The sequence below is a fragment of the Streptococcus sp. 27098_8_66 genome (assembly GCF_041431945.1).
In the GTDB taxonomy this organism is placed as follows: Bacteria; Bacillota; Bacilli; order Lactobacillales; family Streptococcaceae; genus Streptococcus; species Streptococcus dentalis.
The window spans coordinates 21,379-47,610 of the sequence record NZ_JAPVYS010000007.1; the positions used below are offsets into that span (position 1 = coordinate 21,379).

Sequence of the window (26,232 nt, forward strand, 5' to 3'; positions counted from 1 at the left end):
TCAGTATTTTCTTAAATCGATTTAAAAATTGGAACTCAAATTTATTTTTTTTTGCAGAATCACTTAACTTATTTTACTTAAAAATAGTTTGTCTATCTATCTAAAAAGCAAACCTGAGTCGAACAATTTCTAAAAGAAAGAGCAGATTTTTAAAAAGTTTGGTATAATAGAGAAATGATTAGTCATAATGAAACGGAGCTGATCGCTCTAGGAAAACAGCTAGGAAAACTCTTAGAAAAGCAAGACGTGATTATCTTATCAGGTGATCTAGGAGCAGGAAAAACGACCTTTACCAAAGGAATTGCAAAGGGGTTAGGGATTGATCAGATGATTAAAAGCCCGACCTATACCATTGTTCGTGAATACGAAGGCCGCTTGCCTTTATACCATTTGGATGTTTACCGGATTGGGAATGATCCAGATTCTATTGATTTAGATGATTTTCTATTTGGAGATGGTGCTACCATTATTGAATGGGGAGAGCTGATTGAGCCGAGTCTTTCGGATGCTTATCTAAAAATTTTTATCCGAAAATTAGAAGATGGGCGAGAGTTAGCTTTTGAAGCTCATGGGGCGCGTGCAGAAGCTTTACTGACATCCTTTGAGCAGGTGGAAAAAATAGATGACTAAGAAAAAGGAAGTAACATTAGAAATTCGGCAAGCTGACAGTGCAGATGCGGCTCTTGTCGTTGATTTCTTAAATCAAGTTGGGAAAGAGTCAGATTACATGACGCTAGATGAAGCTGGAATTGGCATGTCTCCAGCAGACATGGAGCAATTTCTGATGGTGCAAGAGATGGCGGAAAACCGGATTTGCCTCTTGCTATTTCTAGATCAGGAACTGGCAGCTTTGTTAAATATCACTGCAGCTTCTCAACGGTCCATTCAGCATATTGGTGATGTCTTTATTGTGGTTCAAAAAGCTTATTGGAATCAAGGGCTTGGACAGATCTTGTTGGAAGAAGGAATTGAGTGGGCGCACTCGACCGGTGTTCTCAGGAAACTAGTCTTGAATGTCCAAGTGCGCAATGAACGAGCGGTTCACCTGTATAAAAAGTTAGGTTTTGAGATCGAAGGTTGCCAAGCTCGTGGAGCTTGTTCAGCTGAAGGAGAATTCTTAGATGTTTACCTTATGGGGAAACTGATAGATTAGAGAGAGATTCTATATGGTTAAAAAAATTATTTTGATGTTTTTGAGCTTATTGACGGTAACAGTGATTGGGATCGGCGCCTATGGCCTTACCATCCTAAACCAAACGACTGGGACTCTCAGTAAGACTTATAAGGGCTTTGGAAATGAGACCAATGTCATTGCAGAAAACAAGCCGATGACCATCCTTTTGATGGGGGTTGATACAGGTAGTGGTTCTCGGGAAGATCCTTGGGCCGGAAATAGTGATACCATGATTTTGGTGACTGTCAATCCTCAAACAAAAGAAACAACCATGACGAGCTTGGAAAGAGATATCCTAACCAATATTACTTCAGATGGCGAAACGGTCCAAGCAAAATTGAATTCGGCTTATGCTCAAGGCGGTGCCAAGTTAGCCATTAAGACCATTCAAGATCTTTTGAATATCCATATTGACCGCTATGTCATGATCAATATGAAGGGATTGGTTCAATTAGTGGATAAGGTTGGTGGCATCACGGTCAACAATCCATTTGACTTCGATATCTCGATCGAGGAAAATGAGCCAGAATATACAGCTAAGATCGCACCAGGACGTCAGGAGATTAATGGGGACCAAGCTCTCGTTTATTCACGCATGCGCTACCAAGACCCAGAAGGAGACTACGGACGTCAAAAACGCCAACGTGAAGTGATCAAAAAGATTGTTGAGAAAGTTTTAAGCCTCAATAGTTTGAGTCACTACAAAGGAATCATTGAGTCTGTTAGTGACAATATGCAAACCAACATAGCGCTTGACAGTAATAGTCTTCTTCAATTGTTAGGATATAAAGATGCCCTTTCAACGATTCATCAGTACCAGCTGAAAGGAGAAGATGCCACCTTAGCAGATGGCGGAAGTTATCAGATTGTCACTTCAAAACATCTCTTGAAAATTCAAAATATCATCCGCAAAGCTTTGGGTCTGAAAGAAATTAAAACATTGAAAACCAATGCTTATCTACTGGATGGGGATGAAGATTTGAAGTCTTCTTCTCAAACTGATACGCCAGCGACATCATCTGAGGAAGCACCTGTTTACCAAGAGTTTAACCAACTACCAGTTGTACCATCGACCCAGGATACGGGAGTGGTGACGCCTCAAAGTTCTGTTGCACCAGTGACACCAGTTGCTCCTGCAGCTACAGAGTCGAGCAGTGTGACACCTACGGTACCTTCAGAATAAGAAAAAAACGATTGAGTTTTCTCAATCGTTTTTACTTGGTTGCCAGATGTCTTGAATTTCTTTTAGAGAGGCTGTTGCTTGTTGACTAAATAGTCTGGTCTTGTATTGGAAATCCGTTACCAATTCTTGAAGATTGGTCTTTTGGTCTTGGATAATATCCAGATTGCGTTGGATTTTTGCTAGGTTATCTTGAATTCCCTTGATCAATTGGCTGGATTCAGTTACCTCTGTTTTGATTTCTTTGCGGTTTTTTACTAGGTGGTAGCTCATGCTAGCTCCTGTTGCAAACCAAAAGAGATTTTTGAGTTTCATATGGCCTCCTTTTTAACTGTTTTTGATGGTTTCTGCGAGAACTGCTAGTTGTTCAAAATTAGGCTCGTGTTCAGTAAATGAAATGGCAAGCTCATCTTGATCGGAATAGCGAGGGATAATGTGGACATGTGTGTGAAATACGGTTTGTCCAGAAACTTCTTCCATGTTGCTGATGATATTCATTCCCTTAGCTTGGGTAGCAGCTTCTACTTTTTTAGCAACTTTAGAAACACGTGCAAATAGTTGAGCTGTGGCGGTTTCGTCCATCTCTAAGAGGTTGCGAGCGTGTTTTTTTGGAACCACTAACGTATGACCTGGTGTAACCTGAGAGATGTCCAAAAATGCGAGGACTTCCTCGTCCTCATAGACTTTGGAGGAAGGAATGTCGCCAGCTATAATCTTACAAAAAATACAATCGTCAACCATAAATACACCTCATTTAGACTAAATTTTGTTATAATATAAGAACATTATACCAGAAATCGGAGAAAATATGTTAGAAATCAACAAGTTGACAGGGGGCTATGTCAACATCCCTGTCCTGAAAGAGGTGAGTTTTTCAGTTCCGGATGGCCAACTGATTGGTTTGATTGGACTTAATGGAGCTGGGAAGTCAACCACGATTAATGAAATTATTGGTCTCCTGCATCCTTATGCTGGTGAAGTACGGATTGACGGCTTGAGTCTGCCAGAAGCTCCAACGGAATACCGCAAGAAAATTGGTTATATTCCAGAAACCCCTAGTCTATATGAAGAATTAACCTTGAGAGAGCATATCGAGACCGTAGCTATGGCCTATGATTTAGACATGGAGCAGGTCATGGTGCGCGTCCAGCCTTTGTTGGAACGATTTCGTTTGGCTGAAAAATTAGATTGGTTCCCGACCCAGTTTTCAAAAGGGATGAAGCAAAAGGTCATGATTATTTGCGCCTATGCAGTGGATCCAAGTCTTTATATTGTCGATGAACCCTTTTTGGGATTGGATCCTGTTGCAATTGCAGATTTGATTCAGTTATTGGCCGATGAGAAAGCAAAAGGAAAATCGATTTTGATGAGTACCCACGTACTGGATTCGGCTGAAAAGATGTGTGATGGTTTTGTGATCCTCCATAAAGGGCAGATCCGAGCAAAAGGGACCTTGGACGAGCTGCGTTCAACTTTTGGGGATGAGAAAGCAAGTCTAAATGATATCTACATGACCTTGACAGAAGAGGAAACAGCATGAAAGAGTTGATGAAAAAACGGCAAGAAACGTTTCGAACTCAATGTGTAAAATATAGCCGCTATGTTCTCAATGATCATTTCGTCCTCTTTATGCTGATTTTCATAGGATTTCTGGCGGTTCAATACAGCCAATTCTTGCAAGATCTACCCAAAGATACAAGCCTGATCCGCTGGAGTCTCTTGATTGGTTTGCTCCTCTTGGTTCCGATAGGCTCTATTGCGACCTACTTAGAGAAGCCCGATGCCTTATTCCTTTTAGTAAAGGAAGAGGAAGTGAAACGTTATATCAAAGGGCAGGCCAAGAAGTCTTTTGTGTTTTGGTTTTTGATTCAAAGTTTTGTCCTTCTATTATTTGTTCCTCTTCTTCTGGCAACGGGGCTGGATAAACTTGCTATTGTAGCTTATATCCTTGTCTTAGGGGTGGCTAAAGGGGCTGTTTTTAGCTGGAAGGAAGCGCGTTTCTACCAGGATGGAAATTTAAATTGGTCCTTGGCCATTGCTCGTGAGAATGCAAGGAAACAATTGATCCTTCGCTTCTTTGCCTTGTTTACAACGGTGAAGGGCATTACCAACAGTGTCAAAAGAAGAGCTTACTTGGATGGTTTCTTAGGGCTTCTTCCCAAAACACATGGGAATACTTGGCTTTACTTATATATGCGCTCCTTCCTACGGAATGGAGATCTTTTCTCTATGACTCTACGACTCTTGGCTCTTTCCATTCTTGCTATCATCTTTATTCCCCAGCCTCTCGTAGTGATTGCCCTTGTAGCCTTGCTCAATTACTTGGTTATTTTTCAATTACTGGGGCTTTATAGTGCTTTTGATTACCAACCGTTGACCCTCCTTTTCCCGATGAAAAAGGGCAGTAAAAAGGCAGGGTTGAACAAAATGATTCAGCTGGTCATGAGCATGATAACGGTGATAGAAGGGGGGATTGGCCTGGTCTTTATTTCAGATAAAGTCCTGTTGTTGGGCTTATTGGCTTATACAGTTGCTTTAACCCTGCTTTATCTTCCATTTAAGATGACGCGCTTGGTTGACGAAAATCGTTAAAATTAGTAAAATAGATTGGAAACTTTTTACGGAGGAAAAGATGGACTCGAATGAAAAAGAGCTAAGCCTCACCCCAATTCCTGGGAAGAGTGGGAAGGCCTACATGGGGACTTACCCAGATGGCGGGCGCGTTTTTGTAAAAATGAATACGACCCCAATCCTTGCGGGTCTAGCAAAAGAACAGATTGCTCCTCAATTGTTATGGAGTCGCCGCTTGCCGGATGGAAATGTGATGAGTGCCCAAGAATGGTTGAATGGGGAAATTCTAACTCCAAATGGAATGTCGAAAAAGCAAGTGGTCAATATTTTAACGAGATTGCACCGATCTAGACCTTTGATGACCCAATTAAAGAAACTTGGTTATCCGGTGGAATCTCCGTTAGAGTTGCTCAATTCTTGGAGCAACCATTTGCCAATTGCCCTACGTCAGAACCACTATATCCAATCAGTCGTAAAGAATTTACGTAAGACAGTGCCTGCCTTTCGGGAGGATTATGCGACGATCGTCCATGGAGATGTTCGTCATAGCAACTGGATTGAGACAGAGAGTGGCTTGATTTATCTAGTCGATTGGGACTCTGTTCGTTTGACAGACCGGATGTTGGATGTGGCGCATATCTTGAGTCACTATATCCCAGATTCTAATTGGCGCGATTGGTTAGGCTATTATGGCTACAAGTACAATCAAAAAGTATTTGATAAACTCTATTGGTTTGGTCAATACTCTTTCTTGTGCCAAATTGCTAAATACTATGAAAATAATGATTTAGAAAATGTCAATCGCGAGATCTATGCTCTGCGCAATTTCCGGTTGAAATATGGAAAGGAAATATGAGAGTTAGAAATCGCAAGGGAGCGACTGAATTATTAGAAGCGAATCCGCAATATGTGGTCCTAAATCCAGAAGATGCCAAGGGGAAATGGCATGAGATTTTCGGGAATGATCATCCCATTCATATTGAAGTTGGAAGCGGAAAAGGGGCCTTTATTACTGGGATGGCCAAGGCCAATCCAGAGATCAACTACATCGGAATTGATATTCAAAAATCGGTCTTGAGTTATGCCTTAGATAAGGTCTTAGAGGCTGATGTTCCTAACATTAAATTACTTTGGGTAGACGGGGATAGCTTGACCAACTATTTTGAAGATGGAGAGATTGATCAACTCTATCTGAATTTTTCAGATCCCTGGCCTAAGAAACGTCATGAGAAGCGTCGTTTGACTTACAAGACCTTCCTAGATACCTTCAAGCAAATTCTTCCAGAACATGGGGAGATTCACTTTAAGACAGATAATCGTGGATTGTTTGAATATAGCTTGGTGAGTTTTTCGCAATACGGTATGATCTTGAAAGGGGTTTGGTTAGACCTTCATGCCAGTGATTTTGAGGGGAATATCATGACGGAATATGAGAAAAAGTTCTCAAGTAAAGGACAGGTCATTTACCGTGTTGAAGCACAGTTTTAGCATATTCCTTGCAATCATTGGGGAATCGTGCTATAATACATAAAATGAATAGAAAAGGAGAGGCGGGGAAATATCTTCGCCTCTTATCTATGAGGAGGTGGCAACCATCGCAACAATTGTTGACTTAGTAACAGAAGTGATTCAGCCAGCTATAAAGGAACCATTTGAATTGGTCGATGTTGAATATGGCAAAATGGGTGGTGACTACGTCTTAAGCATTTTCGTAGACAAACCAGAAGGAATCACACTGAATGATACAGCGGATTTGACAGAAATCATTAGCCCGCTATTGGATCAAATCAAACCAGACCCATTTCCAGAACAGTACCTCTTAGAGGTTACCAGTCCTGGCCTGGAGAGACCATTGAAAACCAAGGAAGCACTCGAGGGAGCTGTTGGCAAGTACGTCAATATCAGCTTGTACAAGGCTGTTGAAAAGCAAAAGGTCTTTGAGGGGAATTTGGTAGGTTTTGAAGAGGATGTTTTGACCATTGAGTATATGGATAAAACACGGAAGAAAACAGTGGATATTCCTTATAACCTTGTGTCCAAAGCAAGGTTGGCTGTAAAATTGTAACAGAATGAAAGAAAGGATGCCTTTATAGAAGAGGCAAGAATAACATGAGTAAAGAAATGCTAGAAGCCTTCCGCATTTTGGAAGAAGACAAAGGGATCAAAAAAGAAGATATCATCGAAGCAGTCACAGAATCATTGCGTTCAGCTTATCGCCGTCGTTATGGACAATCAGAAAGTGCAGCGATTGAATTCAATGAAAAAACTGGAGATTTCCGTGTTTATACGGTTCGTGAAGTGGTGGATGAAGTCTTTGATAGCCGTTTAGAAATTAGTTTGAAGGATGCCTTGGCCATTAGCTCTGCTTATGAGTTGGGGGACAAGATCAAGTTTGAAGAAGCGCCAGCTGAATTTGGTCGTGTAGCAGCTCAATCTGCCAAACAAACGATCATGGAAAAAATGCGTAAGCAAACGCGCACCATCACCTATAACACTTATAAAGAACATGAAAATGAAATCATGAGTGGAACGGTGGAGCGCTTTGACAATCGTTTTATCTATGTCAATCTTGGCTCAATCGAAGCACAATTGTCTAAGCAAGACCAGATTCCAGGAGAAGTGTTCCAATCTCATGATCGAATTGAAGTATTTGTCTACAAGGTAGAAGATAATCCACGTGGTGTCAATGTCTTTGTTAGCCGAAGCCACCCTGAAATGATCAAACGTTTGATGGAACAAGAAATTCCTGAAGTATATGATGGAACTGTTGAGATTATGAGTGTAGCTCGTGAAGCTGGAGATCGTACAAAAGTTGCGGTTCGTAGCCATAATCCAAACGTAGATGCGATTGGGACTATCGTTGGTCGTGGTGGATCGAACATTAAAAAGATTACCAGCAAATTCCACCCAGCTCGATACGATCAAAAATTAGAACGTATGGTTCCGACGGAAGAAAACATCGATGTCATCGAATGGGTTCCAGATCCAGCTGAATTCATCTATAATGCGATCGCTCCTGCAGAAGTGGACCAAGTTATTTTTGATGATGAAGATAGCAAACATGCTCTCGTTGTGGTTCCAGATAATAAACTATCTCTTGCCATCGGTCGTCGTGGTCAAAACGTTCGTTTGGCGGCTCATTTGACTGGTTACCGCATCGATATCAAATCTGCTAGTGAGTTTGAAGAAATGGAAGCAGCTCAAGAAACTTTTGAAGACCAAGTAGAAAGTGGCGAAGAGCAAGTCGATTAAGAGAGGGAGGGAAAATGGTAAAAACAAGAAAAATCCCTTTAAGAAAATCTGTCGTTTCAAATGAAATTATTGATAAGCGCGATTTGCTCCGCATTGTCAAAAATAAAGAAGGACAAGTCTTTATCGATCCAACTGGCAAAGCCAATGGTCGAGGTGCTTACATCAAGTTAGACAATGAAGAAGCGGCACTTGCTAAGAAAAAGAAAGTTTTTAATCGTAGCTTTAATATGGAAGTGGAAGAAGCTTTCTATGATGAATTGATCGCTTATGTAGATCATAAGGTGAAGAGAAGAGAGTTAGGCCTTGAATAAGCAAAAGATAAGTAATTTGTTGGGCTTGGCGCAAAGAGCAGGAAAACTCATTTCTGGAGAAGAACTCGTGATCAAAGCAATCCAGGAAGAAAAAGCAAAATTAGTTTTTCTGGCAAATGATGCAGCTAGTAACCTGACAAAAAAGGTGACAGATAAGGGTCACTTTTATGAGGTTCAAGTATCTACCGTGTTTTCAACACTAGAATTAAGCACTGCAATTGGACGTGCTCGTAAGGTCGTCGCTGTTGTAGATGCTGGATTTTCAAAGAAAATGAGGTCTCTTATGGAATAGAAGAGGAGGACAGCAATTGTCTAAGAAAAGATTATACGAAATTGCCAAAGAATTGGGCAAGGAAAGTAAGGAAGTCGTCACTCGTGCGAAAGAATTAGGTTTTGACGTCAAGAGTCATGCATCTAGTGTCGATACTGATGTTGCTGAAAAGTTGATCAAGAGCTTTTCAGCGAAAAAAGAAACAGTCGAAAAGAAAGTAGCAGAAGTGGTTGCCAAGACAACGGCTGTCGCAGAGAAAAAAGAAGCAGCGCCCGTAAAAAAAGAAGGGACAACTGAGACAAAATCAGTAACACCAGCTGCTAAACCAAAGAGTCGTAACTTTAAAGCGGAACGAGAAGCGCGCGCAAAAGAGCAGGCAGAACGTAGAAAACAACAAGACAATCGTCCAAAACGTGATCGCAAGGACAATCAGCGTCATGGTGACAACCGAAATCAACGACCACAAGATCGAAATGAACACCGAAATCAAGGTTTTGATCGTCGCAATAACAAACCAGATCAAAGACGTAGTGCTCAAACCCAAGTGGCACCAAAAATTGATTTCAAAGCGCGTGCAGCAGCATTGAAAGCAGAACAAAATGCTGAGTATGCGCGTGGAAGTGAAGATCGCTACAAACAACAAGCCGCAAAAGCAGAACAAGAACGTCAACAGCGCCGGAAACGGGTAGAAGTACCTGAAGTGAAAACACCTGTACAGGAGCCGACTGTTGAAAGCCATACGAAGCCAGCTGTTGTAGCTACTCCAGCTCAAGTAGATACACGCCGTAAGAAACAAGCGCGACCAGATAAGAAACGCGATGATTTTGATCGTGAGGAAGATGGTCCAAGAAAACAACAAAGGAATCGAAGTAGTCAAAATCAAGTGAGAAATCAAAAAAATAGTAACTGGAATAACAATAAGAAGAATAAAAAGGGAAAGAACAACCGCACAGAAGCTCCAAAACCAGTAACAGAGCGTAAATTCCATGAATTACCAAGTGAATTTGAGTATACGGATGGAATGACGGTTGCAGAAATCGCAAAACGTATCAAGAGAGAGCCAGCTGAAATCGTCAAGAAGCTCTTCATGATGGGAGTTATGGCAACTCAAAATCAATCGCTGGATGGGGATACCATTGAACTTTTGATGGTCGATTATGGAATTGAAGCCAAGAAAAAGGTAGAAGTGGATAATGCCGATATTGAACGTTTCTTCGTGGAAGATGGTTATCTCAACGAAGATGAGTTAGTGGAACGTCCACCAGTTGTAACTATCATGGGACACGTTGACCATGGGAAGACTACCCTTTTGGATACCCTTCGTAATTCACGTGTAGCAACAGGTGAAGCGGGAGGAATCACTCAGCACATCGGGGCTTATCAAATCGTGGAAAATGGCAAGAAGATTACCTTCTTGGATACACCTGGACACGCGGCCTTTACTTCTATGCGGGCGCGTGGTGCATCTGTTACCGATATTACCATCTTGGTTGTAGCAGCAGATGACGGGGTGATGCCACAGACCATCGAAGCCATCAACCACTCAAAAGCTGCCAATGTTCCAATCATTGTGGCCATCAACAAGATCGATAAACCAGGAGCTAATCCAGAGCGTGTCATCGGTGAATTGGCAGAGCATGGAGTTATGTCAACAGCTTGGGGTGGTGATTCTGAGTTTGTAGAAATCTCAGCTAAGTTCAACCAAAATATCGATGAACTCTTGGAAACGGTCCTTCTTGTGGCTGAAATCCAAGAACTCAAAGCAGATCCAACTGTTCGTGCCATCGGTACTGTTATCGAAGCACGTTTGGATAAAGGAAAAGGTGCGGTGGCAACCCTCCTTGTTCAACAAGGTACCTTGAATGTCCAAGACCCAATCGTTGTCGGAAATACCTTTGGACGTGTCCGTGCCATGACCAATGACCTTGGACGTCGTGTGAAGGTTGCAGGACCATCTACTCCGGTTTCTATCACTGGTTTGAACGAAGCGCCAATGGCGGGTGACCACTTCGCGGTTTACGAAGATGAAAAATCTGCGCGTGCGGCGGGTGAAGAACGTGCCAAACGTGCTCTGATGAAACAACGTCAAGCAACCAACCGCGTCAGCCTTGAAAATCTCTTTGATACCTTGAAGGCTGGGGAAGTGAAATCTGTTAATGTCATCATTAAAGCCGATGTACAAGGTTCGGTTGAAGCCCTTGCTGCTTCCCTTCAAAAGATTGAAGTAGAAGGTGTGAAAGTGACCATCGTTCACTCAGCAGTTGGTGCCATCAACGAATCAGACGTGACCCTTGCAGAAGCTTCAAATGCCTTCATCATCGGATTTAACGTCCGCCCTACGCCACAAGCACGTCAACAAGCTGAAGCTGATGAGGTAGAAATCCGTCTTCACTCAATTATCTACAAAGTGATTGAAGAAATGGAAGATGCCATGAAGGGTATGTTGGATCCTGAGTTCGAAGAGAAAGTCATCGGGGAAGCAGTTATTCGTGAAACCTTTAAGGTCTCTAAAGTGGGTACCATCGGTGGATTTATGGTCCTCAGTGGTAAGGTCACTCGTGATTCCAAGGTTCGTGTCATTCGTGACGGTGTCGTGATATATGACGGTGCTCTTGCAAGCTTGAAACACTTCAAAGATGATGTCAAAGAAGTGACAAATGGTCGTGAAGGTGGATTGATGATTGAAGGCTACAATGATATCAAGACAGACGATACCATTGAAGCCTACATCATGGAAGAAATTAAAAAATAAGAGGCTGACTAGGAAAAAAGAGGAATTTTCTCTGATTTCCTAGTTTTTAAACACAAAGCAGAAAGGAGTTCCTATGGCAAGTCATTTTCGGACAGATCGAGTAGGGATGGAAATCAAGCGTGAAGTCAATGAGATTTTACAAAAGAAAGTCCGTGACCCGCGTGTTCAAGGCGTTACTATTACGGATGTTCAAATGCTAGGTGATTTGTCTATGGCCAAAGTGTATTATTCAATTATGAGTGATTTGGCTTCAGACAATCAAAAGGCTCAGACAGGCCTTGAAAAAGCAACAGGAACCATCAAGCGTGAATTAGGTCGGAATTTGAAACTGTACAAGATTCCGGATCTTACTTTTGTCAAAGACGAGTCTATCGAATACGGTAACAAGATCGATGAGATGTTACGCAATTTGAACAAAGACTAGAGAGGTTGGAAATTTTCCACGCCCAGATTGAAAGACAAAGTCTTCTTAGAAACTTTCCTTAGGTGAGTACGGACGTCAGCGAACTTCTTCGAAGTTCCATGACTAATTATTGAGCCTAAGGTCTCAATAATTCCGAGTACCTGAAACTATTAAGTTTCAGGTACTTTTCTCACGACGAAAAGTTTCAGTAGATGATTGAATCACTCTAACGAGTAACATTTCTTTTTATAGAATTTATTAGATTTATAAAAAAGAATAGTTTGTCTACAGTCTCGGGTTGGAAATTTTCCACCCTCTTTTTTTGGCTCTTAAAACGAGGAAAATAAAACAGAAGGAAAAACGGTTTCAAAAAATAATAGAAATTTACAGAAATCTCTTGTGTGATTGGAAATTATCCTTTACAATAGGAGAGGAGTTTTATTTCTGATCTCAAATTTGGAGGAATGAACATGTCGATTAACTGGCAGGAAATTGTATTTAACTTTTTGGGAGGCCTGGGGCTCTTTCTCTATAGTATTAAAACCATGGGAGAAGGCTTGCAACAGGCTGCAGGAGATCGACTTCGATACTATATTGATAAATATACGAGTAATCCCTTTCTAGGGGTTCTAGTAGGGATTGGGATGACTGCCTTGATTCAGTCGAGTTCAGGGGTTACAGTGATTACGGTCGGTCTGGTGAGTGCAGGACTTCTAACCCTCCGTCAAGCTATTGGTATTGTTATGGGGGCCAATATTGGAACGACTATTACCTCCTTTATCATTGGTTTTAAATTAGGAGACTACGCTCTTCCCATGCTCTTTATCGGAGCGGTTTGTCTCTTCTTTACCAAAAATCGTTTGGTTAATAATGTTGGACGAATCGTTTTTGGTGTCGGTGGTATCTTCTTTGCCCTCAACTTGATGAGTGGGGCTATGGAACCTCTTAAAGATTTGCAAGTCTTTCGTGACTATATGGTGCAGTTAAGTAAAAGTCCTATCTTGGGTGTCTTTGTTGGATCAGGCTTAACACTTTTGATTCAGGCCTCTTCTGCAACCATTGGTATCTTGCAAAATCTCTATGCTAGTCATTTGATTGACCTGAAAGGAGCCCTCCCAGTTCTCTTTGGTGATAATATCGGAACGACCATTACAGCTATCATTGCTTCCTTGGGAGCTAATATTGCGGCCAAACGTGTGGCAGGTGCCCATGTAGCCTTTAATGTTATCGGAACCATTATCTGTCTTGTCTTCCTTGTTCCGTTTACCTCTTTGATTCAATGGTTTGAAACGACTCTTCATTTATCCCCAGAAATGACCATAGCCTTTGCTCACGGAACCTTTAATATAACCAATACCATCATCCAGTTCCCATTCATTGGAGCTTTGGCATACTTTGTGACCAAGCTGATTCCTGGTGAGGATGAGGTTGTCAAATATGAACCGCTCTACTTGGATGAAAACTTGATCACCCAAGCGCCTTCGATTGCTCTTGGAAATGCGAAAAAAGAGTTGCTTCATTTAGGTGGATATGCAGACAAAGCTTTTAATCTTTCTTATGATTATATTGTTCATCAAAATGAGAAAACAGCTGAAAAGGGTCATAAGACAGAAGAAGCCATCAATACCATTGATGATGATTTGACTCGCTACCTGATTCGTTTGTCAAGTGAAGCCTTGAGTCCGAGAGAAAGTGAAGTTCTCACCAATATCTTGGATTCTTCACGGGATTTGGAGCGGATTGGAGATCACGCGGAAGCCTTGATCAATCTGACCGATTATTTAATTCGTAAGAAAGTGGTCTTTTCAGAAGCGGCCTTGGCTGAATTGGAAGATATTTACAACCAAACCCATCAATTTGTAGAGGATGCCTTAAAAGCTGTTGAGAACAATGATGTGAGTCTTGCAAACCAATTGGTAGCACGTCACGAGGCAATTGAAAAGTTGGAGAAAAGACTTCGGAAAACCCATATTCGTCGTTTGAACCAAGGCGAATGTACACCTCAAGCCGGAGTAAACTTTATTGATATCATTTCTCACTATACACGTGTTGCAGACCATGCCATGAATCTCGCTGAAAAAGTACAAATCGAGCAAATTTAAGGAACGTCAAACAGAGTAAGTAGGAAGCTTACTCTGTTTTTTGTTGGATTCTATTCAAAAATAGGTCTAGACCATTTACAAATGGAAGTGAAAGCGTTATAATATGTATGAATATAAATGGAACACAGTTCCTACAATGGAAAGGACGATTTTATGTCTACATATATTAAAGCAGATCAATTTTATTATCCACATGGGGTTCGCCGCGGAGGCTATTTGGAGCTTGTTGATGGCAAGTTTGGAAAACATGTGGAAAGCTTACCAGAAGGTGCGGATGTGCTGGATTATTCTGGTTACAGCATTGCGCCTGGCCTCGTAGATACCCATATTCACGGATTTGGTGGGGTAGATGTGATGGATAATAATATCGAAGGCACTCTCCATACCATGAGTGAAGGGCTCTTGAGTACAGGGGTTACGAGCTTTTTGCCTACGACCCTTACTTCCTCTTACGAACAACTTTTGGCAGTAACTGAAAATATCGGTGCACGATACAAAGAAGCAACAGGAGCTAAGATTCGCGGGATTTATTTTGAAGGACCTTATTTTACAGAAAAATACAAGGGAGCTCAAAACCCATCTTATATGAAGGATCCAAGTATGGAAGAATTCCGGGCTTGGCAAAAAGCTGCCAATGGTCTGTTGAATAAGATTGCCCTTGCTCCCGAGCGTGAAGGGGTAGAAGAATTTGTTCGGACCATTACAGGAGAAGGGGTGACTGTCGCTCTGGGACACTCTAATGCTACTTTTGAAGAAGCTAAAAAAGCGGTTGATGCAGGTGCGAGTGTCTGGGTGCATGCCTACAATGGTATGCGTGGTTTGACGCACCGTGAACTCGGTATGGTTGGTGCCATGTATGAGTTGCCTCATACTACAGCAGAGTTGATCTGTGATGGCCATCACGTGGATCCACTAGCGTGTGATATCCTGATGAAACAAAAAGGAAAAGAAAATGTTGCCTTGATTACGGACTGTATGACAGCTGGGGGCTTAGAAGACGGGGACTACATGCTTGGGGAATTCCCGGTTGTGGTCGCTGAAGGGACGGCTCGCTTGAAATCAACTGGTAATCTAGCTGGCTCAATCTTGAAATTGAAAGATGGATTAAAAAATGTTGTAGAGTGGGGGATTGCTAACCCTCACGAAGCAGTGATGATGGCCAGCCTCAATCCGGCAAAATCAGTCCATATTGATGATGTTTGTGGTCAAATTCGCGAAGGGTATGATGCGGACTTCATCGTACTTGACCAAAATTTGGATCTGGTTGCGACCTATCTCGATGGTGTCAAACGTTACCAGGCTACGAACTAGATTCAAGAATCGAAGATAGAACACTTCCTCTCTAGGTCAGACCTAGAGAGGTTTTGTGACGTATTCATGGGGTAAAACAGTCTTGAGGGGCTTTTTGTTTACCGATTGTGGTGCAATTTTGTGAATGCTGTCTTTTCATGCTATAATGGGAATTGAAATGTGAGGTAGCTTATGAAGGCAATTGATATACGTTTTTTATTAATGGGAATTTTTTTCTTGCTCTATGGGATTGTAAGAAAAAATATCTTTATTGTGATTGTTGGTGGGGCATTTTTACTCTATAGTTTTTATAGCAAGAAGATGGAGCCAACTAAGAAGAATATTTTTAAGCCAGAGATCAAGCTTCGAGGGCCTAAGAAACCGAAATCGAAGAAAGGAAAGAAAAAATGAATCATTATCGTTTAAATAATGGGGTGGAGATTCCTGTATTGGGATTTGGGACATGGAAAGCAGCGAATGGAGAAGAAGCCTATCAAGCTGTCTTAGCTGCTTTAAAAGCAGGTTATCGCCATATCGATACAGCTGCGATTTATCAGAATGAAGAGAGTGTGGGTCGGGCCATTAAAGACAGTGGGCTTGCGCGCGAAGACCTGTTTATTACCACCAAACTTTGGAATACTCAACACACCTATGAAGATGCTCAAGCTGCTTTGGAAGAGTCTCTTGAAAAACTAGGCTTGGAGTATGTAGATCTTTATTTGATTCATTGGCCAAATCCAAAACCTCTTCGAGAAAATGATGCTTGGAAACAACGAAATGCTGAGGTTTGGCGGGCAATGGAAGATATGCTAGCTGCTGGCAAGGTTCGGGCTATTGGTATTAGCAATTTTCTGCCTCATCATTTGGAAGCCCTCCTTGAAACAGCTCGGGTCATTCCGGCTGTGAACCAAATTCGTCTAGCACCTGGGGTGTACCAAAGCGAAGCCATCGCAGCGAGTCGCAAGCATGGCATTTTACTAGAGGCTTGGGGACCTTTTGGCCAAGGAGAATTGTTCCAAAATGAACAAGTAAAAGAAATGGCTACTAAATATGGAAAGACCGTCGCTCAACTAGCCCTGGCTTGGAGTTTACAAGAAGGTTTCCTTCCACTGCCAAAATCGGTTACACGTGAGCGGATTGCAAGTAATCTAAATTGCTTTGATTTTGAATTGACGGCAGATGATATGGAACTCCTTCGCCATCTTCCGGTTGAAGCAGGTGCACCAGATCCGGACACCAAAGATTTTTAAAAGAGAATTTCTATTTATTAATGAAAATCGAGGACAGTTTTGTTCTCGGTTTTTTAAAATCCTTTGATAAAACAAAAGATATCAACTTCTTGAACTTTGGTCTTTATATTTCAGAAATCTTTACCCAGTAAAAAACCAAAAGCTGTAAGTCGTCCATAAGCAAAACAAAATAGTTTGTTAGCCTAAAATCCGTATGAAACGATTGTCTCATGCGGATTTTAATTTACAAGTCATTAAAAATTTGCTATAATACTAGTCAAGAAAGAAGGGCTTACGGCGTTTTTCTAGCGAGCTTGGGATAGTGAGAGCCAAGTAGAGCAAAGTAAGCAAGTGGCGCTTTCTCTCAGCAAAAAGCTGAGTAAAGTAAGATAAAATGAAGTAATAAATTAGGGTGGAACCGCGTTTTTGACGCCCCTAGGTCAAAGTACTTAGGAGCGAAGACACGGTTCTTTTTGTATCCTGAGTCACAAGAAACTTTATGAAAAAGGAGTAAAACATGTCTAAAAAACTAACCTTTCACTGCGTTAGTGGCAGAGACCTCCTTACAGTCGGACTGCCCCACGCTCGGCACTAGGGTGCCTGAGCTGAACGCAGTACTAACTCGTCTTGCCTCGTACGATCGACGAGGCAGACTCGTGTCGCAAGAAATTATAGAAAAAGGAGTAAAACATGTCTAAAAAATTGACTTTCCAGGAAATCATCCTTACTTTGCAACAATACTGGAATGACCAGGGTTGTATGCTCATGCAGGCTTATGATAATGAAAAAGGTGCGGGAACTATGAGCCCCTATACTTTCCTTCGTGCCATTGGTCCTGAGCCATGGAATGCGGCTTATGTAGAGCCATCACGTCGTCCAGCGGACGGTCGTTATGGAGAAAATCCAAACCGCCTTTACCAACACCACCAATTCCAAGTGGTCATGAAACCTTCTCCATCAAATATCCAAGAACTCTACCTTGAGTCATTGGAAAAATTGGGGATCAATCCTTTGGAACACGATATTCGTTTCGTTGAAGATAACTGGGAAAACCCATCAACTGGTTCAGCTGGTCTTGGTTGGGAAGTTTGGTTGGATGGTATGGAAATCACTCAGTTCACCTACTTCCAACAAGTTGGTGGGTTGGCAACTGGCCCAGTAACTTCTGAGGTCACTTATGGATTGGAACGTTTGGCTTCTTACATCCAAGAAGTAGACTCAGTTTATGATATCGAGTGGGCTCCAGGCGTTAAATACGGAGAAATCTTCCTTCAACCAGAATATGAACACTCAAAATACAGCTTTGAAGTTTCTGACCAAGATATGCTTCTTGAAAACTTCGAAAAATTTGAAAAAGAAGCAGGACGTGCTTTGGAATTAGGCCTTGTTCACCCTGCCTATGACTACGTTTTGAAATGTTCACATACCTTCAACTTGCTTGACGCTCGTGGAGCAGTATCCGTTACAGAACGTGCCGGTTACATTGCCCGTATCCGTAACTTGGCTCGTGTAGTAGCTAAAACCTTCGTCGCAGAACGTAAGAAACTTGGTTATCCACTTCTCGACGAAGCCACACGCGCCAAACTCCTAGCAGAAGAGGAAGAATAAAAAGAGTGTATTAGATAGGATAGGTTAATAGAGTAACCTTACAGAACCAGTTGCCGCTGTGATTTAGGTATCGTTAGAGAAACTAACGATACCAGACAAAATTGGAGACCTTAGGCTCCAATTTTAGCAATGAAACGACGAAGTCGGTTGCTTGCGTGCCAATCACATAAGGCAAACTGGAAAAAAAGATATTTTTCGGAGAAAAAACATGACAAAAAACTTATTAGTAGAACTTGGACTTGAAGAGTTGCCAGCCTACGTTGTCACACCAAGTGAAAAACAACTCGGTGAGAAAATGGCAGCCTTCTTGGATGACAACCGACTTTCATACGAAAGCATTCAAACCTTCTCAACACCACGCCGTTTGGCTATCCGTGTGATTGGTTTAGCAGATCAACAATCGGATTTGACTGAAGATTTTAAAGGACCTTCTAAGAAAATCGCCTTGGATGCAGATGGAAACTTCTCAAAAGCGGCTCAAGGATTCGTCCGTGGGAAAGGCTTGACGGTTGATGATATCGAATTCCGTGAAGTCAAGGGTGAAGAGTACGTTTATGTTACGAAGCACGAAGCTGGAAAACCAGCTAAAGAAGTCTTGGCTGGCCTTCCAGAGGTGCTTGCTTCATTGACCTTCCCTGTTAGCATGCACTGGGCTAACAACACCTTTGAATACATTCGCCCAGTTCACACCTTGATCGTTCTTTTGGGCGACGAAGCACTCGACCTTGATTTCTTGGATATTAAGTCGGGTCGTGTGAGTCGTGGGCACCGTTTCCTTGGACATGAAGTAGAAATTACCAATGCGGATTCGTATGAAGAAGACCTTCGCACGGTTTACGTGATTGCGGATAGCAAAGAACGTGAAAACATGATTCGTGAGCAAATTAAGGCTATCGAAGCAGAACAAGGTGTTCAAGTTCAAATCGAAGAAGGACTTTTGAACGAAGTCTTGAACTTGGTCGAATATCCAACTGCCTTTATGGGAAGTTTTGACACTAAATATTTGGATGTTCCAGAAGAAGTTTTGGTGACCTCAATGGAAACGCACCAACGTTACTTTGTTGTACGTGACCTTGATGGTAAGCTGAAACCAAACTTCATCTCCGTCCGTAATGGGAACGCTGAGCACTTGGAAAATGTTATCCGAGGAAATGAAAAAGTCTTGGTGGCACGTCTTGAAGATGGTGAATTTTTCTGGCGTGAAGACCAAAAACTTAAGATTGAAGACCTGGTTGCTAAATTGGCGAACGTGACCTTCCATGAAAAAATTGGTTCTCTTTCAGAACACATGGCGCGTGCGGGTGTTATTGCAGCGTCACTAGCTGAGCAAGCTGGTTTGACTGCAGAAGAAACGGCAGCCGTCGCTCGTGCAGCTGAAATCTACAAATTTGACCTCTTGACGGGCATGGTCGGTGAGTTTGATGAATTGCAAGGAATCATGGGTGAAAAATACGCCCTTCTCGCTGGTGAAGATGCTGCGGTAGCGACAGCTATCCGTGAGCACTACCTTCCTGATTCAGCAGACGGAGCCCTTCCAGAGACTAAGGTTGGTGCCATTCTTGCCCTTGCAGATAAATTGGATACCCTTCTTTCCTTCTTCTCAGTTGGCTTGATTCCATCAGGTTCCAATGACCCTTATGCACTTCGTCGTGCAACACAAGGGATTGTTCGTATCTTGGATGCCTTTGGTTGGCATATCCCTATGGATGAGTTGATTGATAGCCTTTACGGACTTTCATTTGATAGCCTTTCTTATGACAATCAAGCAGAAGTGCTCAACTTCATCAAAGCGCGTGTGGACAAGATGATGGGACGCACACCAAAAGATATCAAAGAAGCTGTTCTTGCTGGTTCAAACTTTGTCGTGGCTGATATGCTGGAAGCAGCTGAAGCTCTTTCAGAAGCTGCGAAGACGGATGGTTACAAGGCAGCTGTTGAGTCTCTCTCTCGTGCCTTCAACTTGGCAGAAAAAGCAGATGCTTCAGTAGCAGTCGATGCCAATCTCTTTGAAAATGATCAAGAAAAAGCCTTGGCTCAAGCAGCAGAAAGTCTGGAATTGATAGGTTCAGCTAGCGACAAATTGGCACAGCTTTTCGCTCTTAGCCCAGTCATCGATGCTTTCTTTGATAATACCATGGTGATGGCAGAAGATGAGGCTGTTAAAAACAACCGTTTGGCCCTTCTTGCAGGCCTTGTAGCGAAAGCTAATAATGTTGCAGCCTTCAACCAATTGAACACAAAATAAGCACCTGATGACAGGTAGAAAGTAGGTTTTATTATGACACCTGAAAAAATTGCTCGGATCAATGAGCTTGCTAAAAAGAAAAAAACAGAAGGTTTGACGCCAGAAGAAGCAGTGGAGCAAGCAAAACTTCGTGAAGAATACATTGAAGGTTATCGTCGTTCAGTTCGTCACCACATTGAAGGGATCAAAATTGTGGATGAAGAAGGTAACGATGTAACACCTGAGAAACTACGCCAAGTGCAACGAGAAAAAGGTTTGCATGGCCGTAGTCTCGATGATCCTAATTCATAATCAAAAAAGTGCTGGAAGAGACTCCAGCACTCTTTTTAATCTATAAAATTCAGAATATTCTGGACTAGATTGACCAATTTTTAAAAACATGGTATAGTAGATTGTGTGAAAATTTGAAGTATACTTTTCTGAAAATGTACAGAAAAAGAATTGGAGTAATCATATGTCAAAAAAACATCATCCTGGTGAAGAAACCGAAAATGGGATGGTTCGTGGTCTGCAAAATCGGCATGTTCAGCTGATCGCTATTGCAGGAACCATCGGGACAGGACTCTTTCTTGGAGCCGGTCGTTCCCTTTCTTTGACAGGACCCTCTATTATTTTAGTCTATATGCTGACTGGCGCCTTCATGTACTTGATGATGCGGGCAATCGGAGAAATGCTCTATATGGACCCTGATCAACACACCTTTATCAACTTTATCACCAAGTATCTAGGAAAAGGTTGGGGTTATTTTTCAGGATGGTCCTATTGGGTCTCCTTGGTATTTTTGGGAATGGCAGAGATCACTGCTGTTTCCAACTATGTCCAGCTTTGGTTTCCAAATTGGCCAGCCTGGCAGATTCAAATTATCTTTTTAGCGCTTTTAAGTTGTGTAAACTTGATCGCTGTGAAGGTTTTTGGAGAGGTTGAATTCTGGTTTGGAATGATCAAGATTGTCACGATTTTAGCCCTGATCGTAACAGGGATCTTTATGGTGACGACGAACTTTGAAACACCAGCTGGATACGCTAGTTTAACCAATATTACTAGTGGTTTTCAAATGTTTCCAAATGGTTGGGTCAAGTTCGTCATGGCCTTCCAAATGGTCTTCTTTGCTTACCAAGCGATCGAGTTTGTTGGAATTACTACTTCTGAAACCGCTAATCCCCGCCAAGTATTGCCAAAAGCCATTAAAGAAATTCCAATCCGAATTGTAATCTTTTATGTAGGAGCATTGTTGGCGATTATGGCTATTTTCCCTTGGCAACAGCTTCCCGTCAATAAATCACCATTTGTAACGGTCTTTCAGATGGTAGGAATCAAGTGGGCAGCAGGATTGATTAATTTTGTTGTACTGACAGCTGCTGCATCTTCCTTGAATTCCACCCTCTATTCAACAGGGCGTCACTTGTACCAGATTGCAAAAGAGACGCCAAACAGTAAAGTGATGAATCGTTTGAAACTGAATAGCTTATCTCGTATGGGGATTCCAAGTCGGGCGATTATTTTTTCTGCGATTGTGGTTGCTGTTTCTGCCTTTATCAATGTCTTGCCAGGTGTCTCAGATGCCTTTGCCTTGATTACGGCATCTTCTTCTGGTGTCTACATTGCTATTTACATTTTGACTATGCTTGCCCATCTTAAGTACCGTAAATCGAAAGAATTTATGCCAGATGGTTTTGTCATGCCAGCCTATAAAGTGTTGAATCCATTGACCATTGTTTTCTTCCTCTTTGTATTCGTTTGTCTCTTCTTGCAAGAATCAACATACATTGGAGCGATTGGAGCAACCATATGGATCATTCTTTTTGGAATTTACAGCAATTGGAAACATAATAAATAAACAACAAAACTCACCAAACGGTGAGTTTTTATTATTTCAGAGCTAGTTTGCTTTTTTTAAGGAGTTTCTTGGAGTGAATAAAAGAAAAACAGAGGTAGAAGAAATTATTTTTCTTCCATCTCTGTTTTTTGTCCTTGAATGGCTTTTTTGAACCACCAAAGTGAGCCAACTAGGATCAGAGCAGCAAGCCAAAAAATCCAAGCCTCAATAGTGGTTAGAAAAAAATAGAGAGTGATAGCATCGACCAATAAAAGTGGGATGAGAATCTGTTTTCTTATTTTCATAAGAATATTGTATCATAAATCCTAGAGGAAACAAGTGAAATCAAGCCTTTCTAGGTATTTTGTAGGATCCGAAAAGGTCAGATAGGATTAGTTAGTGAATTTTCTTTCAGGAGTGCATCTTGGTCCCATTTGTGGTAAAATAGTAAAGATATGAGTAAAGAATTTCATCATGTAACGGTTTTGCTTCATGAAACGATCGATATGCTGGATGTTAAGCCAGATGGGATCTATGTAGACGCCACATTGGGTGGGGCAGGCCACAGCGAATATTTGTTAACAAAATTAAATGAATCGGGCCATCTTTATGCCTTTGACCAAGATCAGCATGCGATTGAGAATGCTAAGATCCGATTGGCACCTTTCATTGAGAAAGGCATGGTGACCTTCATTAAGGATAACTTTCGTCATTTGAAGGAACGTCTAAATGACTTAGGTGTGACTGAAATTGATGGGATCTGTTATGACCTAGGTGTGTCTAGTCCTCAGTTAGATGAACGGGAACGCGGATTTTCTTACAAGAAAGATGCGCCACTGGACATGCGGATGAATCAAGAAGCTTCCTTGACAGCCTATGAGGTCGTTAATAGCTACGATTACCATGATCTAGTCCGTATTTTTTTCAAATATGGAGAGGATAAATTTTCCAAGCAAATTGCGCGGAAAATTGAGCAAGCACGAGCAATTAAACCGATTGAAACAACGACTGAATTAGCAGAGATTATTAAATCTGCTAAACCATCTAAGGAACTCAAGAAAAAGGGCCATCCTGCTAAACAGATTTTCCAAGCCATTCGTATCGAAGTCAATGATGAACTGGGAGCTGCAGATGAATCAATTCAGCAAGCCATGGATTTGTTGGCCATTGATGGTCGTATTTCTGTGATTACCTTTCATTCGTTAGAGGATCGATTGACCAAACAATTATTTAAAGAGGCTTCGACGGTTGAGGTTCCAAAGGGACTTCCCTTTATTCCGGATGATTTGAAACCAAAGATGGAGTTGGTCAACCGGAAACCTATTTTGCCAAGTGAAGAAGAGCTTGAGGAAAATAATCGATCCCATTCAGCAAAATTACGGGTTGCTCGAAAAATACACAAGTAAGAGGAATTGATATGGCAGCAAAAGATGAAAGAACAAGAACACAGGTACTGCAAGACCGCTTTCGCCGTTTCTCTAGAGTAGAAAAGGCATTTTATGGGTCGATTGTCCTAACAGCTGTTATTTTAGCCATTAGTATCGTCTTTATGCAGACACGGATTTTACAAGTTCAGAGTGAATTGACTGATTTGAATACGGAACTAGAAGCAAAAAAGACGGAATTAGCAGATGTTCGTCAAGAGGTCAATGAATTAACACGTTATGACCGCTTATCACAGTTGGCTAGCTCCCAAGGAATGAAGCTGCAAAAAGAAAATCGAAAAACAGTGAGTGCAAGTAGTGATGAATAAATTCAAAAAATTTTTGATCGGGTATTCGATAAAGAAACGTCGCTTGCCGGATCAGAATCGAAAACAAGTTGGGAAAAATCTCAGTGTACTGGCGATTTTCCTCTTTTTTCTCTTTCTGATTAATTTTGCAATGATCATTGGGACTGACAAAAAATTTGGTGTAACCTTATCGGATCAAGCAAAAAAAGTCCATGAGCAGACGGTCATTGTTCCTGCAAAACGTGGAACGATCTACGACCGAAATGGAGCAGTAATTGCTGAAGATGCGACGACCTATAACGTTTATGCCATTATTGATAAAAAGTACAAATCAGCAACCGGGAAAATCCTCTATGTAGAAGAGAGCCAATTTAAAAAAGTAGCAGAAATCTTTAAGCAGTACTTAGGGATGGATGAGGATTACGTCATTCAACAGTTGTCTCAAAAGAAATTGAAACAGGTTTCTTTTGGCTCGAACGGAAACGGCATCACTTATAGTAATATGACAGCCATCCGTGAGGCCATGGAAGCGGCGAAGATTGAAGGGATTGCCTTTACAACCAGTCCAAATCGGAGCTATAAAAATGGAGTTTTTGCCTCTCAATTTATAGGCCAGGCCTCTCTTCAAGAAGATAAAGAGGGGAATAAAACCCTGAAGGGGCAATCAGGGATGGAGAAATCCCTCGATCGCATTCTCGCCGGTCAAAATGGGGTCATCACCTATGATAAAGACCGACACGGCAATATCGTTCCTGGTTCAGATAAGGTTTCTGTCAAAACAGAAGATGGGAAAGATGTCTATACGACCATTTCAGCAGAATTACAAACCTACCTTGAGACACGTATGGATGTTTTCCAAGAAAAAGTAAAAGGAAAGTATGTTAGTGCGACTCTTGTGAGTGCAAAAACAGGAGAAATCCTGGCGACAACGCAACGTCCTTCCTATAATGCGGATACCAAACAAGGGTTGGATCTGAAAAACTTGAAAACCTGGAATACCATCCTTTATCAAGATCAATATGAACCGGGTTCAACCATGAAGGTCATGTTATTAGCTTCGGCGATTGATCATGGAACTTTCCCAGCCTATAATGAAGTATACTACAGTAACGAACTACAAGTAAAAGATGCGACGATCCGTGACTGGGATGTCAATATGGGGCTGGCTGAAGGTCGCTATATGAATATCGCACAGGGCTTTGCTTACTCAAGTAACGTGGGGATGACTCGCTTAGAGCAAAAGATGGGAAATGCTGTCTGGATGGACTACCTAACCCGCTTTAAATTCGGTCTTCCGACCCGTTTTGGAATGGGAAATGAAGCTTACGGGGGTCTTCCAGGGGATAACTATGTCAGTCAGGCACAATCTGCCTTTGGTCAAGGGATTTCCGTCAGTCAAACCCAAATGTTACGGGCCTTTAGCGCCATCGCTAATGATGGGCAAATGTTAGAGCCGAAATTTATTAGTGCTATTTACGATAAAAAATCAGACACAGCCCGCAAATCAAAAAAAGAAGTTGTTGGAAAACCAGTTTCAGGATCAGCTGCGCAACAGACACGGAACTATATGATCACCGTCGGAACAGATCCAGAGTATGGAACCTTGTACAGCGATGGACCCATCATTCAGGTACCAGGTCAAAACGTTGCGGTGAAATCAGGGACTGCCCAAATGGCGACAGATCAAGGATACTTACAAGGAGAAAATGATTATATCAACTCGGTTGTAGCCATGACACCTGCAGAAGATCCTGAATTCATCATGTATGTGACGGTCCAACAACCAGAAGTGAAATTCTCAGCGACCAGCTGGGAAGAGCTGGTCAATCCTATTTTGGAAGATGCAGTTGCTTTAAAAGACGAATTGCATTTGACATCAGAGGCACCAACGTTGGATGGTGTGACCAAAGAAACGACCTACAAAATTCCTTCAGTGGAAAATCTCTCTAAAGAGTTGAATTTGAAACAAAATCTGAGCCCAGGTGCTTATTCAGAGGAACTGCGTCGCAATTTAGTACAACCAATTGTAATAGGAACAGGGAAAAATATCCGCAAAATGTCTGTGAGCGCAGGCTCTAAAGTTAAAGCAAATCAGCAAGTATTGTTATTGACAGAAGACTTTGATGCGGTTCCAGATATGTATGGTTGGACAAAGAAAAATGCGGATATCTTTGGAGAATGGACTGGAATTGAGATTACCTATAAAGGTAGTGGAAAGAAAGTAACCAAACAAAGTGTCAAAATGAACACCTCACTCAATAAAACTAAAAAGATTACGTTAACATTAGGAGACTAA

26 protein-coding genes and 2 pseudogenes are annotated in these 26,232 nt (G+C 41.8%); 25 read left to right on the forward strand and 3 right to left on the reverse strand.

The window, feature by feature from the left end; genetic code table 11:
* The first annotated feature begins 174 nt into the window (after positions 1 to 174).
* Genes tsaE through O3642_RS06460 form a run of 3 tightly spaced genes read left to right on the forward strand, consistent with a single transcriptional unit; the run spans position 175 to position 2,357 of the window.
* Entirely contained in the window at positions 175 to 630 is a 456-nt protein-coding gene (gene tsaE, locus O3642_RS06450) for a tRNA (adenosine(37)-N6)-threonylcarbamoyltransferase complex ATPase subunit type 1 TsaE (RefSeq protein WP_118096392.1), read from the forward strand.
* Positions 623 to 1,153: an N-acetyltransferase family protein gene (locus O3642_RS06455; protein WP_371605626.1), complete on the forward strand. Its 531-nt coding sequence runs from the start codon at positions 623 to 625 to the stop codon at positions 1,151 to 1,153. The genes tsaE and O3642_RS06455 overlap by 8 nt, the downstream gene beginning before the upstream one ends.
* A 13-nt stretch (positions 1,154 to 1,166) precedes the next feature.
* Positions 1,167 to 2,357 (forward strand): LCP family protein, encoded by a 1,191-nt coding sequence (locus O3642_RS06460; protein WP_049505952.1) that lies wholly within the window; start codon positions 1,167 to 1,169, stop codon positions 2,355 to 2,357.
* A gap of 21 nt (positions 2,358 to 2,378) precedes the next feature.
* Here O3642_RS06460 and O3642_RS06465 read toward each other — a convergent pair whose 3' ends face one another.
* Together O3642_RS06465 and O3642_RS06470 are read right to left on the reverse strand one after the other, a co-directional pair.
* Entirely contained in the window at positions 2,379 to 2,669 is a 291-nt protein-coding gene (locus O3642_RS06465; RefSeq protein ID WP_049505950.1) for a hypothetical protein, read from the reverse strand.
* Between the two features lie 12 nt (positions 2,670 to 2,681).
* On the reverse strand, positions 2,682 to 3,095 hold the full coding sequence (locus tag O3642_RS06470) for an HIT family protein (RefSeq protein WP_003012582.1): 414 nt from the start codon (positions 3,093 to 3,095) through the stop codon (positions 2,682 to 2,684).
* 67 nt (positions 3,096 to 3,162) lie between these two features.
* Between O3642_RS06470 and O3642_RS06475 the strand changes: the two genes are divergently transcribed.
* From O3642_RS06475 to O3642_RS06565, 19 genes and pseudogenes are all read left to right on the forward strand, one after another.
* Positions 3,163 to 3,894: an ABC transporter ATP-binding protein gene (locus O3642_RS06475; protein WP_070589996.1), complete on the forward strand. Its 732-nt coding sequence runs from the start codon at positions 3,163 to 3,165 to the stop codon at positions 3,892 to 3,894.
* Positions 3,891 to 4,946, forward strand: a complete 1,056-nt coding sequence (locus O3642_RS06480) for an ABC transporter permease (RefSeq protein WP_371605627.1) — start codon at positions 3,891 to 3,893, stop codon at positions 4,944 to 4,946. Before O3642_RS06475 ends, O3642_RS06480 begins: the two co-directional genes overlap by 4 nt.
* Before the next feature lie 40 nt (positions 4,947 to 4,986).
* Positions 4,987 to 5,781 carry a cell cycle regulator CcrZ gene (gene ccrZ, locus O3642_RS06485; protein ID WP_003018442.1) on the forward strand — a complete coding sequence of 265 codons (795 nt, stop codon included), beginning with the start codon at positions 4,987 to 4,989 and terminating at the stop codon, positions 5,779 to 5,781.
* A complete protein-coding gene (trmB, locus tag O3642_RS06490; RefSeq protein WP_371605628.1) occupies positions 5,778 to 6,413 on the forward strand; it encodes a tRNA (guanosine(46)-N7)-methyltransferase TrmB in 636 nt (211 codons plus the stop codon). The genes ccrZ and trmB overlap by 4 nt, the downstream gene beginning before the upstream one ends.
* A 97-nt stretch (positions 6,414 to 6,510) precedes the next feature.
* Positions 6,511 to 6,990, forward strand: a complete 480-nt coding sequence (gene rimP / locus O3642_RS06495; RefSeq protein WP_003018457.1) for a ribosome maturation factor RimP — start codon at positions 6,511 to 6,513, stop codon at positions 6,988 to 6,990.
* A 44-nt stretch (positions 6,991 to 7,034) separates the two neighbouring features.
* Positions 7,035 to 8,177 carry a transcription termination factor NusA gene (gene nusA, locus O3642_RS06500; protein WP_013904736.1) on the forward strand — a complete coding sequence of 381 codons (1,143 nt, stop codon included), beginning with the start codon at positions 7,035 to 7,037 and terminating at the stop codon, positions 8,175 to 8,177.
* A 14-nt stretch (positions 8,178 to 8,191) separates the two neighbouring features.
* Entirely contained in the window at positions 8,192 to 8,488 is a 297-nt protein-coding gene (gene rnpM, locus O3642_RS06505; protein ID WP_003010401.1) for an RNase P modulator RnpM, read from the forward strand.
* Positions 8,481 to 8,780 carry a YlxQ-related RNA-binding protein gene (locus tag O3642_RS06510; protein WP_003018481.1) on the forward strand — a complete coding sequence of 100 codons (300 nt, stop codon included), beginning with the start codon at positions 8,481 to 8,483 and terminating at the stop codon, positions 8,778 to 8,780. The genes rnpM and O3642_RS06510 overlap by 8 nt, the downstream gene beginning before the upstream one ends.
* Positions 8,781 to 8,796: 16 nt before the next feature.
* Positions 8,797 to 9,408 (forward strand): annotated as a pseudogene (locus tag O3642_RS06515) (translation initiation factor IF-2 N-terminal domain-containing protein); the annotation flags it as partial.
* A 114-nt stretch (positions 9,409 to 9,522) separates the two neighbouring features.
* Positions 9,523 to 11,511, forward strand: a pseudogene (infB, locus tag O3642_RS06520) (translation initiation factor IF-2); the annotation flags it as partial.
* A gap of 73 nt (positions 11,512 to 11,584) precedes the next feature.
* Positions 11,585 to 11,935, forward strand: coding sequence for a 30S ribosome-binding factor RbfA (gene rbfA / locus O3642_RS06525; RefSeq protein ID WP_003003976.1), 351 nt, complete (start codon positions 11,585 to 11,587; stop codon positions 11,933 to 11,935).
* A gap of 449 nt (positions 11,936 to 12,384) precedes the next feature.
* Positions 12,385 to 14,016: a Na/Pi cotransporter family protein gene (locus O3642_RS06530; RefSeq protein ID WP_037608308.1), complete on the forward strand. Its 1,632-nt coding sequence runs from the start codon at positions 12,385 to 12,387 to the stop codon at positions 14,014 to 14,016.
* Between the two features lie 153 nt (positions 14,017 to 14,169).
* On the forward strand, positions 14,170 to 15,327 hold the full coding sequence (gene nagA, locus O3642_RS06535) for an N-acetylglucosamine-6-phosphate deacetylase (protein WP_042760248.1): 1,158 nt from the start codon (positions 14,170 to 14,172) through the stop codon (positions 15,325 to 15,327).
* Positions 15,328 to 15,498: 171 nt separating this feature from the next.
* The gene (locus tag O3642_RS06540) at positions 15,499 to 15,717 is read left to right on the forward strand and encodes a hypothetical protein (protein ID WP_195623611.1); all 219 of its coding nucleotides are present in this window, start codon (positions 15,499 to 15,501) and stop codon (positions 15,715 to 15,717) included.
* Complete coding sequence (locus tag O3642_RS06545; RefSeq protein ID WP_371605629.1) at positions 15,714 to 16,556, forward strand: aldo/keto reductase; 843 nt, start codon at positions 15,714 to 15,716, stop codon at positions 16,554 to 16,556. The genes O3642_RS06540 and O3642_RS06545 overlap by 4 nt, the downstream gene beginning before the upstream one ends.
* Before the next feature lie 669 nt (positions 16,557 to 17,225).
* Positions 17,226 to 18,143 carry a glycine--tRNA ligase subunit alpha gene (gene glyQ, locus O3642_RS06550; RefSeq protein WP_002886077.1) on the forward strand — a complete coding sequence of 306 codons (918 nt, stop codon included), beginning with the start codon at positions 17,226 to 17,228 and terminating at the stop codon, positions 18,141 to 18,143.
* A gap of 208 nt (positions 18,144 to 18,351) precedes the next feature.
* On the forward strand, positions 18,352 to 20,388 hold the full coding sequence (gene glyS / locus O3642_RS06555; RefSeq protein ID WP_371605630.1) for a glycine--tRNA ligase subunit beta: 2,037 nt from the start codon (positions 18,352 to 18,354) through the stop codon (positions 20,386 to 20,388).
* 33 nt (positions 20,389 to 20,421) lie between these two features.
* Positions 20,422 to 20,679, forward strand: coding sequence for a DUF896 family protein (locus O3642_RS06560; protein WP_003012632.1), 258 nt, complete (start codon positions 20,422 to 20,424; stop codon positions 20,677 to 20,679).
* A gap of 163 nt (positions 20,680 to 20,842) precedes the next feature.
* Positions 20,843 to 22,225, forward strand: coding sequence for an amino acid permease (locus tag O3642_RS06565; RefSeq protein WP_371605631.1), 1,383 nt, complete (start codon positions 20,843 to 20,845; stop codon positions 22,223 to 22,225).
* A gap of 104 nt (positions 22,226 to 22,329) precedes the next feature.
* Here O3642_RS06565 and O3642_RS06570 read toward each other — a convergent pair whose 3' ends face one another.
* Positions 22,330 to 22,509, reverse strand: a complete 180-nt coding sequence (locus tag O3642_RS06570) for a hypothetical protein (protein WP_003003880.1) — start codon at positions 22,507 to 22,509, stop codon at positions 22,330 to 22,332.
* A gap of 150 nt (positions 22,510 to 22,659) precedes the next feature.
* Between O3642_RS06570 and rsmH the strand changes: the two genes are divergently transcribed.
* From rsmH to pbp2X, 3 genes are read left to right on the forward strand one after another with little or no spacing between them, the layout of a single operon-like run.
* Entirely contained in the window at positions 22,660 to 23,610 is a 951-nt protein-coding gene (rsmH, locus tag O3642_RS06575; protein WP_342986954.1) for a 16S rRNA (cytosine(1402)-N(4))-methyltransferase RsmH, read from the forward strand.
* An 11-nt stretch (positions 23,611 to 23,621) separates the two neighbouring features.
* Positions 23,622 to 23,957 carry a cell division protein FtsL gene (gene ftsL / locus O3642_RS06580; RefSeq protein ID WP_151379208.1) on the forward strand — a complete coding sequence of 112 codons (336 nt, stop codon included), beginning with the start codon at positions 23,622 to 23,624 and terminating at the stop codon, positions 23,955 to 23,957.
* Positions 23,950 to 26,232, forward strand: a complete 2,283-nt coding sequence (pbp2X, locus tag O3642_RS06585; protein ID WP_371605632.1) for a penicillin-binding protein PBP2X — start codon at positions 23,950 to 23,952, stop codon at positions 26,230 to 26,232. The genes ftsL and pbp2X overlap by 8 nt, the downstream gene beginning before the upstream one ends.

Excerpts from the sequence above, each read along its gene's own strand:
- nagA (WP_042760248.1), top strand. The coding sequence starts at position 14,170 with ATGTCTACATATATTAAAGCAGATCAATTTTATTATCCACATGGGGTT.
- O3642_RS06460 (WP_049505952.1), top strand. The coding sequence starts at position 1,167 with ATGGTTAAAAAAATTATTTTGATGTTTTTGAGCTTATTGACGGTAACA.
- rsmH (WP_342986954.1), top strand. The coding sequence starts at position 22,660 with ATGAGTAAAGAATTTCATCATGTAACGGTTTTGCTTCATGAAACGATC.
- rnpM (WP_003010401.1), top strand. The coding sequence starts at position 8,192 with ATGGTAAAAACAAGAAAAATCCCTTTAAGAAAATCTGTCGTTTCAAAT.
- rbfA (WP_003003976.1), top strand. The coding sequence starts at position 11,585 with ATGGCAAGTCATTTTCGGACAGATCGAGTAGGGATGGAAATCAAGCGT.
- O3642_RS06465 (WP_049505950.1), bottom strand. The coding sequence starts at position 2,669 with ATGAAACTCAAAAATCTCTTTTGGTTTGCAACAGGAGCTAGCATGAGC.
- trmB (WP_371605628.1), top strand. The coding sequence starts at position 5,778 with ATGAGAGTTAGAAATCGCAAGGGAGCGACTGAATTATTAGAAGCGAAT.
- nusA (WP_013904736.1), top strand. The coding sequence starts at position 7,035 with ATGAGTAAAGAAATGCTAGAAGCCTTCCGCATTTTGGAAGAAGACAAA.
- pbp2X (WP_371605632.1), top strand. The coding sequence starts at position 23,950 with ATGAATAAATTCAAAAAATTTTTGATCGGGTATTCGATAAAGAAACGT.
- O3642_RS06540 (WP_195623611.1), top strand. The coding sequence starts at position 15,499 with ATGAAGGCAATTGATATACGTTTTTTATTAATGGGAATTTTTTTCTTG.
- ccrZ (WP_003018442.1), top strand. The coding sequence starts at position 4,987 with ATGGACTCGAATGAAAAAGAGCTAAGCCTCACCCCAATTCCTGGGAAG.
- O3642_RS06455 (WP_371605626.1), top strand. The coding sequence starts at position 623 with ATGACTAAGAAAAAGGAAGTAACATTAGAAATTCGGCAAGCTGACAGT.
- O3642_RS06565 (WP_371605631.1), top strand. The coding sequence starts at position 20,843 with ATGTCAAAAAAACATCATCCTGGTGAAGAAACCGAAAATGGGATGGTT.
- ftsL (WP_151379208.1), top strand. The coding sequence starts at position 23,622 with ATGGCAGCAAAAGATGAAAGAACAAGAACACAGGTACTGCAAGACCGC.
- O3642_RS06480 (WP_371605627.1), top strand. The coding sequence starts at position 3,891 with ATGAAAGAGTTGATGAAAAAACGGCAAGAAACGTTTCGAACTCAATGT.
- O3642_RS06475 (WP_070589996.1), top strand. The coding sequence starts at position 3,163 with ATGTTAGAAATCAACAAGTTGACAGGGGGCTATGTCAACATCCCTGTC.
- O3642_RS06470 (WP_003012582.1), bottom strand. The coding sequence starts at position 3,095 with ATGGTTGACGATTGTATTTTTTGTAAGATTATAGCTGGCGACATTCCT.
- glyQ (WP_002886077.1), top strand. The coding sequence starts at position 17,226 with ATGTCTAAAAAATTGACTTTCCAGGAAATCATCCTTACTTTGCAACAA.
- glyS (WP_371605630.1), top strand. The coding sequence starts at position 18,352 with ATGACAAAAAACTTATTAGTAGAACTTGGACTTGAAGAGTTGCCAGCC.
- O3642_RS06545 (WP_371605629.1), top strand. The coding sequence starts at position 15,714 with ATGAATCATTATCGTTTAAATAATGGGGTGGAGATTCCTGTATTGGGA.
- O3642_RS06530 (WP_037608308.1), top strand. The coding sequence starts at position 12,385 with ATGTCGATTAACTGGCAGGAAATTGTATTTAACTTTTTGGGAGGCCTG.
- O3642_RS06570 (WP_003003880.1), bottom strand. The coding sequence starts at position 22,509 with ATGAAAATAAGAAAACAGATTCTCATCCCACTTTTATTGGTCGATGCT.
- O3642_RS06560 (WP_003012632.1), top strand. The coding sequence starts at position 20,422 with ATGACACCTGAAAAAATTGCTCGGATCAATGAGCTTGCTAAAAAGAAA.
- tsaE (WP_118096392.1), top strand. The coding sequence starts at position 175 with ATGATTAGTCATAATGAAACGGAGCTGATCGCTCTAGGAAAACAGCTA.